At 72.5% G+C, this 14,552-nt stretch carries 16 protein-coding genes; 6 read left to right on the top strand and 10 right to left on the bottom strand.

The genetic code is table 11. The annotated features are described in order from the left end of the window. Together ACLQ29_RS05240 and ACLQ29_RS05235 are read right to left on the bottom strand one after the other, a co-directional pair. On the bottom strand, nt 1–747 hold the full coding sequence (locus ACLQ29_RS05240; protein ID WP_425770460.1) for a YidC/Oxa1 family membrane protein insertase: 747 nt from the start codon (nt 745–747) through the stop codon (nt 1–3). Between the two features lie 116 nt (nt 748–863). Then, nucleotides 864–1,157, bottom strand: coding sequence for a DUF6412 domain-containing protein (locus ACLQ29_RS05235; protein WP_425770459.1), 294 nt, complete (start codon nt 1,155–1,157; stop codon nt 864–866). Nucleotides 1,158–1,317: 160 nt separating this feature from the next. On the opposite strand from ACLQ29_RS05235, the gene ACLQ29_RS05230 reads away from it, so the two are divergent. From ACLQ29_RS05230 to ACLQ29_RS05220, 3 genes are read left to right on the top strand one after another with little or no spacing between them, the layout of a single operon-like run. Continuing rightward, nucleotides 1,318–2,454: a carboxylate-amine ligase gene (locus tag ACLQ29_RS05230; RefSeq protein ID WP_425770458.1), complete on the top strand. Its 1,137-nt coding sequence runs from the start codon at nt 1,318–1,320 to the stop codon at nt 2,452–2,454. A gap of 23 nt (nt 2,455–2,477) precedes the next feature. Beyond that, nucleotides 2,478–3,857 (top strand): FAD-dependent oxidoreductase, encoded by a 1,380-nt coding sequence (locus ACLQ29_RS05225; protein ID WP_425770457.1) that lies wholly within the window; start codon nt 2,478–2,480, stop codon nt 3,855–3,857. A gap of 26 nt (nt 3,858–3,883) precedes the next feature. Then, nucleotides 3,884–4,900, top strand: a complete 1,017-nt coding sequence (locus tag ACLQ29_RS05220) for a LacI family DNA-binding transcriptional regulator (protein WP_425770456.1) — start codon at nt 3,884–3,886, stop codon at nt 4,898–4,900. Nucleotides 4,901–5,068: 168 nt separating this feature from the next. On the opposite strand, the gene ACLQ29_RS05215 is transcribed toward ACLQ29_RS05220, so the two are convergent. From ACLQ29_RS05215 to ACLQ29_RS05195, 5 genes are all read right to left on the bottom strand, one after another. Further along, the gene (locus ACLQ29_RS05215; RefSeq protein WP_425770455.1) at nt 5,069–6,022 is read right to left on the bottom strand and encodes a carbohydrate kinase family protein; all 954 of its coding nucleotides are present in this window, start codon (nt 6,020–6,022) and stop codon (nt 5,069–5,071) included. Beyond that, nucleotides 6,019–7,284 (bottom strand): AGE family epimerase/isomerase, encoded by a 1,266-nt coding sequence (locus tag ACLQ29_RS05210; RefSeq protein ID WP_425770454.1) that lies wholly within the window; start codon nt 7,282–7,284, stop codon nt 6,019–6,021. The genes ACLQ29_RS05215 and ACLQ29_RS05210 overlap by 4 nt, the downstream gene beginning before the upstream one ends. 219 nt (nt 7,285–7,503) lie before the next feature. After that, entirely contained in the window at nt 7,504–7,764 is a 261-nt protein-coding gene (locus tag ACLQ29_RS05205) for a hypothetical protein (protein ID WP_425770453.1), read from the bottom strand. Between the two features lie 110 nt (nt 7,765–7,874). Continuing rightward, nucleotides 7,875–8,300, bottom strand: a complete 426-nt coding sequence (locus ACLQ29_RS05200) for a nucleoside deaminase (RefSeq protein ID WP_425770452.1) — start codon at nt 8,298–8,300, stop codon at nt 7,875–7,877. Beyond that, entirely contained in the window at nt 8,297–9,148 is an 852-nt protein-coding gene (locus ACLQ29_RS05195; protein ID WP_425770451.1) for an LLM class flavin-dependent oxidoreductase, read from the bottom strand. Before ACLQ29_RS05195 ends, ACLQ29_RS05200 begins: the two co-directional genes overlap by 4 nt. Before the next feature lie 19 nt (nt 9,149–9,167). Here ACLQ29_RS05195 and ACLQ29_RS05190 point away from each other — a divergent pair, with 19 nt between their 5' ends. Then, nucleotides 9,168–10,073, top strand: coding sequence for an aminoglycoside phosphotransferase family protein (locus ACLQ29_RS05190; protein ID WP_425770450.1), 906 nt, complete (start codon nt 9,168–9,170; stop codon nt 10,071–10,073). Between the two features lie 125 nt (nt 10,074–10,198). On the opposite strand, the gene ACLQ29_RS05185 is transcribed toward ACLQ29_RS05190, so the two are convergent. The 3 genes from ACLQ29_RS05185 to ACLQ29_RS05175 all read right to left on the bottom strand — a co-directional run bounded on the left by ACLQ29_RS05185 (nt 10,199) and on the right by ACLQ29_RS05175 (nt 12,276). Then, on the bottom strand, nt 10,199–11,008 hold the full coding sequence (locus ACLQ29_RS05185; RefSeq protein ID WP_425770449.1) for an Fpg/Nei family DNA glycosylase: 810 nt from the start codon (nt 11,006–11,008) through the stop codon (nt 10,199–10,201). Between the two features lie 187 nt (nt 11,009–11,195). Next, nucleotides 11,196–11,396 carry a DUF397 domain-containing protein gene (locus tag ACLQ29_RS05180; RefSeq protein WP_425770448.1) on the bottom strand — a complete coding sequence of 67 codons (201 nt, stop codon included), beginning with the start codon at nt 11,394–11,396 and terminating at the stop codon, nt 11,196–11,198. Beyond that, nucleotides 11,389–12,276, bottom strand: coding sequence for a helix-turn-helix domain-containing protein (locus tag ACLQ29_RS05175; protein WP_425770447.1), 888 nt, complete (start codon nt 12,274–12,276; stop codon nt 11,389–11,391). The genes ACLQ29_RS05180 and ACLQ29_RS05175 overlap by 8 nt, the downstream gene beginning before the upstream one ends. A gap of 384 nt (nt 12,277–12,660) precedes the next feature. Between ACLQ29_RS05175 and ACLQ29_RS05170 the strand changes: the two genes are divergently transcribed. Both ACLQ29_RS05170 and ACLQ29_RS05165 read left to right on the top strand, forming a co-directional pair. Next, nucleotides 12,661–13,002, top strand: a complete 342-nt coding sequence (locus ACLQ29_RS05170) for a hypothetical protein (RefSeq protein ID WP_425770446.1) — start codon at nt 12,661–12,663, stop codon at nt 13,000–13,002. 201 nt (nt 13,003–13,203) lie between these two features. Beyond that, on the top strand, nt 13,204–14,154 hold the full coding sequence (locus tag ACLQ29_RS05165; protein ID WP_425770445.1) for a thrombospondin: 951 nt from the start codon (nt 13,204–13,206) through the stop codon (nt 14,152–14,154). The last annotated feature ends 398 nt before the right edge of the window (nt 14,155–14,552 follow it).

Here is a 14,552-nt window from a genome sequence, read left to right as displayed (position 1 = left end):
TTACCGGTCGGCCGGCGCCGGCACCGCCTGCGGCCGGCGCAGGATCGCCTGCTCGACCGCCGACCACACGCTCGTGGTCACCAGGTAGATGACCGCGGCGAGCGGCAGCACCAGCGCCACCAGCACAGTCGTGAACGGCAGCAGGGGCAGCAGCCGCCCGAGCACGGCCGCCCCCGGCCCCTCGGTGGGCGTACCGGCCACCGTGCCGACGGCCGCCGACGCACGCCGTGCCCGCCGCGACGACCACCAGGCCACCGCGAGCAGCACGGCCAGCAGTACGGCGAAGAGCGGGCCGGCCGCCCCGGTCACACCGTCGGTGAGGTGGTGGCCCAGCGGCACCCCGGCGAGCCGCTCGTCGAGCAGCCCGGTGCCGCCCTCGTTGGTGCTGAACAGCCGGTAGAGCACAAGCAGGAACGGCGCCTGGAGCAGCAACGGCAGGCAGCCGGCGATCGGGTTCGCGCCGGCTTCTCGGTACAGCGCGAACACCTCGCGCTGAAGCGTCGCCGGGTCGTCGGCGTACCGCCGCTGGAGGTCACGCACCTGCGGGGCGAGCGCCGCGCGGCGCCGCTCGCCGCGGACCTGCGCGACGGTGAGCGGCGAGATCAACAGCCGGACGGCGATGGTGAACAGCACGATGGCGGCGGCGGTCGCCATGCCGCCGGCGAGCGGTGCGAGCAGGTCGGTGAGCCAGGACAGTGCCGTGCCGGCAGCGCCGACGACGTCGTGCAGTGGTGCGAAGGCAAGCATGGACAACCCCTCGGGTCCGATTCCGGTGGGGTCCTCCCCGAGCGACGCCCGACAGCACGAGCGACGCACGACAGGGGGACCGGTGACGGCGGGATCGGCCGCGCGGCGGCGTGGCGCTACGCGGCCGAGGGGTGTCCCGGGGCACGGGGGCGAGGGCGACCGGCGGCGTCCGGGTCGATCTGCCGGGGCATTCGGCGACCACGGGACCGGGCCCGCAGCCCGGCCCACCGCGGCCCGGTGCCGGGCGTGCCCGACCTGCCGAGCACCCGCGCCGCGAGCACCACGGCGAGCAGCACCAGGGCGGTCAACGCGGCACCCGCGAGCAGGTCGGTCGGACGGCCGGCGAGCAGGGTGAGCTGGGTGAACGCGACCATCCACGCGACCCCGACAAACCCCAGCGGCACCGGCACGGGCTCAGCATAGGACCCGCTGTCACGTCGTCTCGCCGAAACCGGCGCCACGCCCGAGCACGGCAAGCCACGCCACGTTTCCCGGTGTCGCCACGTTGGGTAACCAGACAGGGCACCGACGCGGATGGACCGCGAACGGTAGGAACGGACGGTGGTGTCGATGACCGGTCAGGTGGCGGAGGCGCCCAGCGAGATGGCTGGGACGACCGGATTGCTCACCGTGGGTGTCGAGGAGGAGTTCCTGCTCGTCGACCCGCACACCGGGGCCGCGGTCCCGGCCGTCGACCTGGTGATGGAGCAGGTTCCGGCCGAACTTCGCGGGCAGGTGGAGCGGGAGTTCCAGACCAGTCAGATCGAGATCGGCAGTCCGCCCGGCCTGGAGCTTTCGTCGATCCGGCACTCCCTCGGCGTGCTGCGGCGGGCACTCTCCGACGCCGCCGAGCGGGCCGGCGTACGCCTGCTCGCCATCGGCACGGGTCCGGTGGACGGTCCGGTGCCGCCGGTGGTGGACAAGCCCCGCTTCGACCTGATGATCGAGCGGTTCCGGCTGCTCGTCCCCGGCCCGGGCAACAACGGCATGCACGTACACGTCGGTGTCCCCGATCCGGAGACCGGCGTGCAGGTGCTCAACCACGTACGCCCCTGGCTGCCGATGCTGCACGCGATGACCACCAACTCCCCGTTCTCCCGTGGCGAGGACACCGGTTACGCGAGTTGGCGCTCGGTGGAGTGGGAGCGCTGGCCCTCGGTGGCGCCGACGCCGTGGCTGGAGTCGCACGAGCACTACCAGCGGCTGATCCGACAGTTGATCTCCAGTGGGGTGATGCTCGACGAGGGGATGCTCTACTGGTACGCCCGCCTGTCGGCGAAGTACCCGACGGTGGAGCTGCGGATCGGCGACGTCTGCCCGTCGGTGGACGACGCGGTGCTGGTCGCCGCCCTGGTCCGGGCCCTGGTGGCCACCGCGATGGCCGATGTCGAGGCCGGCCGGCCGGCGTTGCAGACCGACCACCACCTGCTCGTCGGCGCGCACTGGCGGGCCGCGCACGACGGCCTGGAGGGCGACGCCGTCGACGTCACCACCGGCGAGGTGCGCCCGGCGTGGGAGCTGCTGGACCGGTTCGTCGAGCGGCTGCGGCCGGCGCTGGAGCAGCACGGCGACTGGGCCGAGGTCACCGACCTGCTGGGTGGGTTGCGCCGGCACGGCAGCGGCGCGGCCCGGCAGCGCGCGGTGTACGAGCGCACCGGCCGACTCACCGACGTGGTGCAGGACGTCGCACGACAGACCCGTGGCTGATCACCACGTGACAGGATGAGGCCGTGGCACAACGGCTGATCGTTATCGGCGGGGACGCCGCCGGCATGTCGGCGGCGTCCCAGGCCCGACGCCGCCGCGACCGCGACGACCTGGAGATCGTGGTCTTCGAGCGGGGCCATTTCACCTCCTACTCGGCGTGCGGCATCCCGTACTGGATCAGTGGTCTGGTGGCCGGCCCGGAGGCGTTGATCGCCCGGGACCCGGAGACGTTCCGCACGAAGTACGCGATGGACGTCCGGCTGCGCCACGAGGTCACCGCCATCGACCTGGACCGCCGCGAGGTGGTCGCCCGGGACCTGGAGGGCGGCGGCGAGGTCCGCGAGCGCTTCGACGACCTGATGTACGCCACCGGCGCGGTGCCGGTGCAGCCGCCCTGGGCGGCCACCGACGCGGGCGGCGTGTTCGGCATGCAGACCCTCGACGACGGGGCGGCGCTGCGCGAGTGGCTGGACGCCGAGCCGCGGCCGGGCCGGGCCGTGGTGGTCGGCGGCGGCTACATCGGCGTCGAGATGGCCGAGGCGCTGATCCAGCGCGGCCTGTCGGTGACCCTGGTCGAGGCGGGCTCACAGCCCATGGCGACCGTCGACGGCGACATGGCCGAGCTGGTCGCCGACGCGATGCGCGACCTGGGTGTCACGATCCGCACCGACCTGCCGGTGACCGGCCTGGACCAGCGGGACGGCCGGGTGTCCGCCGTGGTCACGGCCGAGGGGCCGATCCCGACCGACGTCGTGGTCCTGGGCCTGGGAGTACGCCCCAACACCGCGCTCGCCGAGGCTGCCGGTTTCCCGATCGGGCCGACCGGCGGAATCCGGGTGGACCGCCGGATGCGGGTGGCCGGGCTGTCCGGCGTCTGGGCGGCGGGCGACTGCGTGGAGACGTTGCACCGGGTCAGCGGAATGCCTGTGCACGTGCCGCTGGGCACGCACGCCAACAAGCAGGGCCGCGCGGCCGGGATCAACATCGGCGGCGGGTACGCCACCTTCGCCGGCGTGATCGGCACGGCCGTGACGAAGGTCTGCGACCTGGAGGTGGGGCGCACCGGCCTGCGGGAGCGGGAGGCCACGCTGGCCGGGTTCGACTTCGTCTCGGTGGTCGCCGAGTCGACAAACCGGGCCGGCTACTACCCCGGCGCCCGGCCGATGACCGTCAAGTTGATCGCCGAACGACCCAGCGGCCGGTTGCTCGGCGCGCAGATCGTCGGCTGGTCCGAGGCGGCCAAACGGATCGACACGCTTGCCGTGGCACTCTGGAACGGCATGACGGTGGACGATATGACATCACTGGACCTGGGCTACGCTCCGCCGTACGCGCCGGTGTGGGATCCGGTGCTCGTCGCCGCCCGGAAGGCGGTCGACGCGCTCGCTGCCCTCGACCGCTGACCGGTGCCCGCCGTGGAGGACCACCCGTGACCCAGACTCCGACTCGGCCGACGACGCGTCGGCGCCCGACGATGGTCGACGTGGCCCGGCACGCCGGGGTCAGCCTGAAGACGGTCTCCCGGGTGGTCAACGACGAGCCGGTGGGTCAGGAGCTGGTCAACCGGGTGCTGGCGGCCATCGCCGAGCTGGGTTTCCGGCGCAACGACATCGCCCGCAACCTGCGGTCCCGGCAGCTCAACGCCACGGTCGGGCTGCTCATCGAGGAGATCGCCAACCCGTTCTACGCGACGATCGCCAGCGTCGCCGCCGAGATCGCCGCCGCCCACGGCACGATGCTGATCACCGCCTCGTCAGAGGAGGATCCGGAGCGGGAACGCGCCCTGCTCCAGGACTTCACCCAGCGCCGGGTCGACGGGCTGCTCGTGGTGCCGGCGGGCCTCGACCACTCGTTCCTGCGGCGCGAGGTCGAGCTGGGGATGCCCGTGGTGTTCCTGGACCGGCCGCCGCAGGGGCTGCACGCCGACGCCGTGCTGTTGGACAACCGGGGCGGCAGCCACGCCGGTGTCGGCGCGTTGCTCGACCAGGGGCACCGCCGGATTGGCCTGCTGCTCGGCGCGCCGAGCGTGCCCACGATGCGCGAACGACTGGCCGGGGCGCGGGCGGCGCTGGCCGCGGCCGGGGTCGACCCGGACGATTCGCTGATCTGCGAGCGGCTCATCGCGCCCGAGGAGGCCGGGCGGGCGGTCGCCGCGCTGCTCGACCGGGCCGACCCGCCGACGGCCTTCTTCTGCGCCAACAACCGGCTCACCGTCGGCGCGCTCCAGGAGCTGCACCGCCGGGGCAGTGCCGCCGCGCTTGTCGGCTTCGACGACTTCGAACTGTCCCACCTGATGCCCCGGCCGCTGACCGTGGTCGCCTACGACACCCGAGAGCTGGCACGGGTAGCCACCGAGCGGCTGTTCCAGCGAATCGCCGGCGACGACGACACCCCGCCGTCCACCACAGTCCTCCCCACCAAACTCCTCAAACGAGGCCTAACCTGACCCACCCCCACTCCCCACCCCCACCCCCACCCCCACTCCCCGCCTCCGCGATCTTGCACTTTCGGTTGTCGTTTCGCCCGGAATGAGGCGCTTCATCACCGCAGAAAGTACAAGATCGCACGGGCCAGGTCGGGGCGGGGATCGCGGGGTCAGGGACGGGGGCCGGGGTTACGGGGTTGGGTTGAGGAGGGCTTGGACTTCCGCTTTGCGGGGTGGGTCGGCGCCTTGGCGGGCGCAGGTCAGCGCGGCCACCGTCGCGGCCTGTCGGAGCACCGCGCCCCACTGCTGCTCGGTCACCCCGGCGAGACGATCGGCCGGCTGGTCGCCGAGCGCGTCGAGGTCGGCCAGCGCGGCCAGCAGACCGCCGGTGAACGAGTCACCGGCCCCGACGGTGTCGACCACTGTGGTGCGTACCGCCGGTTGCTCGTGCAGCGATCCGTTCGGGGCGAGCAGCCAGACGCCCTCGCCACCCCGGGTCACCAGCGCGCAGGACACCCCGGCGTCGCGCCACTCGGCCAGCACGTCGCCCACCGACCGGTCCGGGTAGAGCCAGGCCAGGTCCTCGTCGCTGGCCTTCACCAGGTTCGCGAGGGGCACCTGGCGTCGTACCCGGGCCTGCTCGGCCGCCCGGTCGGTGACGATGCTCGGCCGCAGGTTGAGGTCGATCGAGACGGTGAGCCCGTTCCGGCGGTGTTCGCGGGCGAGCAGGTCTTCCAGCACCTGCGCTCCGGGGGCCAGCGCGAGCGCGAGGGACCCGGTGTGCAGCGCGGTCGCCGGCGCCCCGGTCAGGTCCGGCAACTCCTCCGGCGTCCACTGCCAGTCCGCGGTGCCCGCCAGCCGGAACTCGTAGCTGGCCTGGCCGTTGGCGTCCAGCGTGGCCACCGCCACCGAGGTGGGCTCCGGGGCGCGGACCGCCCAGTCCAACTCCACCCGGTTGGCGCTGAGGTACGCGGCGAGCTGCCGACCGTACTCGTCGGCGCCGAGCCGGGCCAGCAGCCGCACCGGCTGGTCGAGCCGGGCCAGGGTGACGGCCACGTTCGCCGGGGAGCCACCCGGCACGGCCCGCTCCCCCTCGGCGGTGACCACCAGGTCGATGAGCGCCTCACCCGCGACCACGATCATGCGGTCACCTCGCCCGGCGCGAGCGGGCCGGGGCCACCGAGCCCGTTGGCCGAGCGGGACAGCAGCACCGCCTGGTACGCGTGGTAGACGTCCGGCCGACCGTGCCAGACCGTGTCAGCGGGCAGGTTCCGCGCGTCCAACTCGTGCCGCCAGCCGGTGCCGTCGATCAGGTAGCGGCGCGCGTACGCCCAGAAGGCCCGGTACCAGTCGGCGTAGACGTCGTCGCCGGTGCGGCGGTGCAGGGTCACCGCCGCTCCGACGGCCTCGGCGAGCACCCAGTGCATCCGGGAGCGCACCACCGGCCGGTCGTCCCAGTCGATCGTGTAGACGAAACCGTCGGCGCCGTCCACGGCCCAGCCCCGACGTACGGCGGCGGCGAACAGGTGACGGGCGTCGGTGAGCAGCCAGCGGGGCGGATGCGGCAGGACCGCCTCCAACTCCAGCAGCAGCCGGGCCCACTCCAACCAGTGGCCCATCGTCGAGCCGTACGGCCGGAACTGGTCGGCGGGCTGGTCCCGGTTGTAGTCGAGCAGCGGCGTCCAGTCGGCGGTGAAGTGCTCGGGCAGCCGCCAGTCGTGCCGGGCGGCCTCGGTGTGCACCAGGTGGTAGGCGATCCGCAGGGCGCGATCGGCCCACTTCGCGTCGCCGGTGGCGGCGGCAGCGGCGAGGAACGCCTCGACCATGTGCATGCTGCTGTTCGCGCCGCGGTAGTCCTCGGTGACCGTCCAGTCCCGGTTCCACGATTCGCGGACCGCGCCCACCTCGTCGTCCCAGAACCGGTCGCGCACCACGGTCAGCACGTCGGCGAGCAACTCCTGCGCGCCGGGCCGGCCGGCGCGTGCGGCGCTGGATGCGGCGAGCAGCACGAACGCGTGGTCGTAGCCGGCCTTGCGGTCGTCGACGGGCGTCCCCTGCTGGTCCACCGCGCCGAACCAGCCGCCGTACCGGTCGTCGCGCAGCAGGGTGCTGAGCGCGGCGATTCCGTGGTCGACAAGGGCGGCGGCGTCCGGGTCGCCGCCCAGGTGGGCGAGGGCTGCCACGTGGGTCATCCGGCAGGTGATCCAGGTGTACGCCGGTTCGCCACGGTCCGGGGTGCGGTCGTCGGTCAACCACCAGAAGCCACCCTCGGCCCGGACCGCGCGGCGGGCCGTGTCGAGCAGCGTGCGGGTCTGGTCGGCGAGGAAGTCGTCCAGGTCGGGTAGGTCGGGTGACCCTGCGGGAGCCGGGGTCGTGGTGGCGTCGGGTCGGGGCACGTCGGTCATCTCAGCTGGTCACCGTCGGGTAGGAAAGGGACATACGGCCAGGATCGGCGGACGGACCGGGTCCGCGCCGCAAAACCGTCAACGGTACGGCCTCACGCCGGGGTCGCAACTAAGGATCATGAGTGCTTTCCTCCTTTTTGCCCGTTGACATCGTTGTCACAACTCAACCCTGCTCCGGCAGCCGGCCGACTGTCAATTTCGCCTGCGTCACACCGCGCCTCAGGACGTGGACGACGCGTGGTCGCGGGGCGCGGTGGGCAGCAGCGTGGTCCAGTCCTGGGCGGCGGCCCAGTCGACGAAGCCGTGCCAGCCGACCTCCGGGTAGTCGCGACGCAGTCCGGCGACGTCGAGGTGCAGGCCGACATCCGTGAAGTACGCGAACATCGCCGCCAGGTCGGTGGACCACTGTCGGACGCGGGCCAGGGGCACCCGCCGGTGGTCGATAGCGGCGCCGATGGCACCGGCGAGGATCTCGGCCATCTCCGCGGGCGTGCGCTGATCGGAGGCGATGTCGAGCCACGCCCAGTTGGCATACCTGCGCTCCCGGCCGAAGCCCGACTGAGCCGCGACGGCGGCCCTTACCGGTCCGGTCAGTAGTAGTTGTCGATCGGCTGACGCGCCTCGTCGAACAGCGCCGGCCCCTCGTAGCGGACCGGAGGCAGCGGCGGGGTGGCCGGCTTGACCTCCTCGAACTGCTCGCCGGACAGCGCGTACACCACCCGCCCGAGCCCGGAGCGGTCGATCGCGGTCGCGCACATCGGGCAGGGCTGGCAACTGGTGAACATGGTGGTGCCGGCGGCCACGTCGGGCGCGAGTTCCCGGGCGGCCCAGCGGGCCAGCTTGAGCTCCGGATGGGCGGTGATGTCCGAGTCGGAGACCACCGTGTTGTGGTCCTCGATCAGCACCGTGCCGTCCGCGCCGACAAGCAACGACCCGAACGGCCGTTCGCCGGCAGCCCCCGCCTGGCTGGCGATCTCCACGGCGCGGCGGAGAAACCTCTCGTCGTCGGGCGTCATCGAACCTCCTGGGTCTTGGCGTACGCGGCCACGGCCGCGAGGGTCCGCCAGGCGCGCTCGGGTTGGCGGATCTCGGCCAGGTCACCGTTGAACGGGTCGAGCACCACCGCCTCCGCGCCGAGCAGCCGGATCTGGTCGAGGTCGGCGATGATCTGCTCGATGGTGCCGACACCGGCGAGCCGGTCCGGGGCGGTGACCGGGTCGCGGGTCTCCTGGAGCGCGATGCGCGGCACCAGCGCCGGCGCGGGGAGGCCCAGCTCGTCGGCGACGGTGCCGAGGCGCCCGGCCGCAGTCGCGAGGTCGCCGGGCGTGAGACGCAGCGGATGCCACGCGTCGCCGAGTCGAACGGCGCGACGCATGCCCGCGTCGCTGTTGCCGCCGACCCAGATCGGGATCGCCGGGCTGTCGTAGTCGTCGGTGTCCTGCCAGGCGTCGCGCATCACGCGCAGATGGTCGTCGGTCAACGCGCCGCGCCGTTGGAACGGCACGCCGAGCGCCTCGAACTCCTGCCGGGCCCAGCCGACGCCGACGCCGAGGACGAGCCGGCCGCCGCTGAGCCGGTTGAGGTTCGCCGCCATCCGGGCGGTGAGCAGCGGGTGCCGGTACGGGACGATGAGCACCGTGGTGCCGAGCCGGACCCGGCGGGTCATCCCGGCCAGCCAGGACAACGTGGTGAACGGCTCGTAGAACGGCGTCGGGTACTGCTGGGCCACGTCCGGGGTCACCGCGATGTGGTCGGAGACCATCAGCAGGTCGAAACCGAGGCCCTCGACCGTCTGCGCCCACCGTCGCAGCACGTCGGGGTCGGTGCCCGGGCCAAAGTTCGGGACGTTCACGCCGATCTCCACGGGCCATACGCTAGCCACTGTGGACGAGCGTGTGAACGCCCTGCGCCAGGATGGCCGGATGGAGCTGCCCGAGGGCCTCGACTGGGTGGGCGCGTCACCGGACGGTCGGGCCTGGCTCGCCACCCTCCCGACGCGGCTGGCGGAGTGCGCCGAGCGGTGGTCGCTGCGACTCGGCCCACCCTTCCGACAGGCCCACGCCTCGCTGGCGCTTCCGGCGGTCCTACCGGACGGCACGGCGGCGGTGCTGAAGCTTCAGTACCCGGACGACGACAGCCGGCACGAGGCCGACGCGCTGGCCCACTGGGACGGCGACGGCGCGATCCGGCTGCTCGCACACGATCCGGGATGCCGCGCCCTGCTCGTGGAGCGCTGCCGGCCCGGCAGTCCGCTGCACGAGCTGCCGATGGACCGGGCGCTGGACGTGGTGGCCGGGCTGCTCCCCCGGCTCTGGCGACCGGCCGACGCACCGTTCACCCCGCTCGCCGAGGAGGCCGCCGGCTGGATCGACCGGATGCCCCGGGCCTGGGATCGGGCCGGCCGCCCGTACGAGCGGCGGCTGCTGGACACGGCGCTCGCCCTGCTCACCGCTCTGGTGTCGAGCCAGGGCGAGCAGGTGCTTGTCAACCAGGACCTGCACGCCGGCAACGTGCTCGCCGCCGACCGGGAACCATGGCTGGCCATCGACCCGAAGCCGCTGACCGGCGAACGGGAGTTCTCGGTCGTGTCGATGGTGCGTGGTCCGGAGCTGGGCCACTCGCCGGCCGCCGTCCGGCACCGGCTGCGCCGGCTGAGCGCCGACCTCGGGCTGGACCGGGAGCGGGTGTGGGGTTGGACGATCGGGCACACGCTGGCCTGGAGCGTCGCCGACGACGGCGTCTTCCCGCACCAGATCGAGGTGGCCCGCTGGCTGCTCGACGGGCAGTGACGCACGATGCGCGGCAGAGCGCATGATCGTGCTCGATCCATGTGCAGTGGTATCCGCGCGCCGGGAGGCCGCTACAACCTTGTTGCAGCACGATCAAGCGCCTGGCGGGGGCCGGCTTCGGCGGATCAACCGGCCTGGCAGGTACGGCACCAGTAGAGGTTGCGCCCGGCCAGCTCACCGCGGCTGACCTCGGTGTCACAGACGTGGCAGGGCGCGCCGGGGCGGCGGTAGACGTACACCTCGCCACCGTGCCGGTCCACCCGGGCCGGCCGGCCCATCGCCTCCGGCAGGTGCGCGTCGCGCACGGTGTCGATCCGGCCGTGCTCGACCGCGAGCCGCATCAGCCCGACCAGGTCGACCCAGAGCGCGTCCCAGCCGGCGCGTCCCAGCCGGCGGCCGGGCATCGTCGGGGGCAGTCCGGCCCGGAACAGCGCCTCGGTCACGAAGATCAACCCGGTGCCGGCCACCACCGACTGGTCCAGCAGCAGCGCCGCGAGGGGTGTCGGGCTACGGGAGATCCTCCGGTACGCCCGCTCCGGGTCGGCGTCGGCACGCAGCGGATCCGGTCCGAGGCGGTCCCGCAGTGCGGCCACCTCGGGTGGGGTGATCAGCTCACAGGCGGTGGGCCCGCGCAGGTCCAGCCAGTGTCGATCGCTGGCCAGCCGCAACCGCACCTGACCGACGGGCTCGGGCGGCTCCCCCGACCCGTCGGTGAACTTGCCGTACAGCCCGAGGTGCACGTGCAGGGTCAGCTCACCGGCGTAGTGGTGTAGCAGGTGCTTGCCGTACGCCTCGGTGCTCTCCAGCACGGTGCCGGAGAGCCGGGCCGCGCCGTCGGCGAAGCGACCCTGCGGGCTGGCGGCGTGCACCTTGTCCCCGGCGAACAGCTCGGCGTGCCGGGCCGCCAGGCGGTGGATCGTGTGTCCCTCTGGCACAAGCGCCAAGGATAGCCAGCCCCGCCCGACCGAGCCGCGCACCGATCCACGCGCCCCCCGCCGCCCCGCAGATCGACCCGGCCCCACCACCCCGCAGATCGACTCGGGTTTCAGGAGAGCGGGGTGTTCAGGTGGGCGGAACGGCCCGACTTCCGGGAAGGCGAGTCAATCAGGGTGGAGGGGTCGGTCAGCTCCGGCGCTGGGCGCGGACGCCGCCCACGAACGCGGCCCAGGTGGCGGGAGCGAAGGCCAGCGCCGGGCCGGTCGGGTCCTTGCTGTCGCGTACGCCCACGACGCCGGGCAGGTTGTCGGCCACCTCGACGCAGTTGCCGCCGCTCCCGCCACTGCGGGTGCTCTTGCGCCAGGTCGCACCGGAAAGGTCAGTCATGATGCTCCTCGATGATCGAAGTGATCATTTTCTCTGATTCTGCCTCACTCGGGGCGAGGGCTTCCAGGTCCGACCAGACATGTTCGTACGCGGCCACCTCGGCCGGCTTGTCCAGATAGAGCGCACCGGTGATGTTCTCCACGTAGACGGTGGTCGGCTCGGTGGACGCCCTCCCGAACGCCTGCGGGAAGTCCAGCAGGACGAAGGTGCCGCTCTCGCTGGCCAGCGGCGGCCCCGCCGCGAGCGGCAGGACCCGCAGACTCACCGTCAGCAGCGCGGCAACGTCGAGCAGGTGCCGCAACTGCTGCGCCATCGCCCGGCGGTCGGGGATCGTGCGCCGCAGCACGGCCTCGCTCAGGACGACCCGCAGGGTGGGAGCGGTGGGCAGCCGGCGGACGAGGATGCCCTGCCGTTGCAGCCGGATCTCCACCAGCTTCTCCCGATCCTCCTCCCGCATCGTCGGGTTCTTCCGGCGGAACAGCTCGCTGGCGTACTCCCGGGTTTGTAGGAGCCCGGGAATTAACTCGGCGTCATATTGGCGCAGGGCCGAGGCGGAGGATTCCAGGCCGACGTACAGCGAGAACCACGACGGGACGACATCGCCGTACGAATGCCACCAACCCCCGGCGCGAGTCTCCTTCGCCAGCCCGGCGACAATCTCGCCCATGTCGTCGGGCACCCGATAGAGAGCACACATCGCTCGGGCGTCCACCACGCGCACGGGGACCAACCCCTTCTCGATGCGCCACACCTTCTGCCGTGAGCAGTCCAGTGCCTCCGCTGCGGCGTCCAGCGAGACCGAGGCATCCTCGCGGAGCTGCGTGAGCAGCCGTCCGAGCTGCCGCCGAGGGACCGTGGACCCGCTTGTTTCATCCGTCATGCAACATCACTGCGCCCCTCCTGCAACACCAAACGTTTCGCCCCGTACGCAATTCTTTTCCATTCCTCGTGCGTCAATATGGCCTGACATTAGGGCGGCGGTTCGGATTGCACAAGGTGGCCAGCATGGAACATGCTGTCACGCGTTGGCACCTCCCAGAAAAGAGTCTGGGGAATAGCGTCAGCACAAGACAGCTATTGCGTGGAAGGACACCACCATGCGCGTGTCGTACAACGAATACCTCTTGGTCACCGCGCTGACCCTCGCCCGTCGACACCGGCCCGTGTGGAGTTGGGTTCGCTGGCGCACCGTGTGCCGTTGCGGTGCGGACCTGCCCTGCCGGGCCCGTCACCGCATCCCGATCAACCGCGGCCACTGGCCGACATGACCGAGTGGAAGGCCGGCGACCTGCTGCTGATCGGCGAGGCGTGCTCGGTGCAGTTCTCCGGCGAGCGGGCGCTACGCCTTCGGCTGGTAAGTGTCGATCCGCGCCCGACCTACCACGGATGGGTCTGGCTGACGGGCTACGTACTGAATGGCAAGGGCCTGGCCGTCGACAGGCGGGAGGTGTTCGTGCAGCAGGCGGGGGTGCGGTTGCTCCCTGCCGAGCCTCCGCCGGGCACGTCCGCGCCCAGGTCGAACAGGTCGGCGCGGCCCGGCGCTGATCGACTCGGCATCGCCGGCGCTGATCGACTCGGCATCAAGGAAACCGGGCGGTCCCGGTGAGCCGGACACCCCGACTTCCTGCAATCCGAGTTGATCGCCGCTGAGGCGGGTCACGGCCCGAGCGTGGCGACTCACGGCCCGAGCGTGGCGAGCCCGTACCCGGGATTGGTGTCAGGAAACGCCCAGGTGGGTAATTCAGGACGGAACCGCGTGGGTGCCACCCCTTCCATCGGCCACCACGCATTTATCAGGAGGTGTGTAGTGGTCAGGATTCCTTCGCTGTCCCGCCGGTCCGAGCCGGCACCGACGCGGGACGAGAACCTCGACGGCCGCGTTGACGGCCGCGACACCCAGGTCGCCGACCGGGACAGCACGGCGGCCACCGATGCGGGCCGGTCCGACGACGTCGCCGGCCGTCCGGTGGTCACCGACCGGGACGCCGACCAGACGACGTACCGCAGCGCCGCCGCGCCCAGCGGCCAGCTCGGCGAGGCCGAGCGGCGTGCCGCCGAGCGGGCCGCGGTGGCCCGAGCCGCCACCGCCCGCCCGATCGACGGCGAACCCCGCACCGGCACCGCGCGCCCAGTGGTGACCGAGGCCCGGCCCGGCACCGCCCGTCCGGTGGAGACCGAGTCCCGGACAGCCGGCCCGCTGGACACCGAGCCCCGCACCGCCGGCCCGCTGGAGACCGAGTCCCGGACGGCCGGCCCGCTGGAGACCGAGTCCCGCACCGGCACCGCCCCGAGCCTGGCGCGCACCGCCGAGCGGGACGCCGACCTCGACGCCACCACCCGCCGGCCCGACGCGACGGACGGGGTCACCACCGGCCGCCCGGTCGACTCGACCCCGGGCGAGACAACACCGGAGCCGCCGGTGACCCGTGGCCCGAAGCCGCGAGCCAGCCTGCTCGCCACTCTCGGCCTGATCGTCTCCGTCGCCGGTGCGCTGTTCGTGCTGACCGGCACCCTGGCCGGGTACGGCATCGGGCTCGGCGCGTTCGGCGCGGTGCTCGCGGTGCTCGGCCTGATGGCCACCCGCCGCCGGCACGTCGCCGGCAAGACCGACGCGCTGTTCGGCGTGCTGATCGGCCTGGCCGCGGTGGTGATCGGGGTGCTCGCGATGACCGGGCAGTTCGACTGGCCGACCACCGACGGCGACTGGGTGGCACGCTTCCGGGAGTGGCTTGACTCACAGTTTGTCGATCGTTTCTAGCGGGCACTGTTCCGCTCGCCGGTGATGCACCGGCGAACAACCGGCGGTTCGCCGGCAGCCCGATCTCATCCGGTGGTTCACCGGCCGGGCAACACCCTTTCAGGGGCGGCGGTTCGCCGCCCCTGAAGTGTTTTCCGGGCCGTGATCGACTCAGCTCCCGGAAACTCGGGGTGTCCCGGCCACTCCGACACCGCGCTCTCCTGCAACCCGAGTCGATCGCGGCCCGCGCACCCCGCCCACGGCCCGCACCCCAACCAGGGCCCGCACCCCGATCACGGCCCGCGCGTCGGGCGTGGCGCGCGCTGACACAACGAATCGCTCCTGCTGGCCGCCGACACGCAATGAATGTTCGGTCTGCGCAACTCTCGGTGGTGGATCCTGCCGCTGGGGCCGCATAG

The organism is Micromonospora sp. DT228, assembly GCF_049841595.1.
Lineage (GTDB): Bacteria > Actinomycetota > Actinomycetes > Mycobacteriales > Micromonosporaceae > Micromonospora.
The sequence above is the reverse complement of the archived record's forward strand: the minus strand, read 5'-3'. Positions and strand labels throughout refer to the sequence as shown.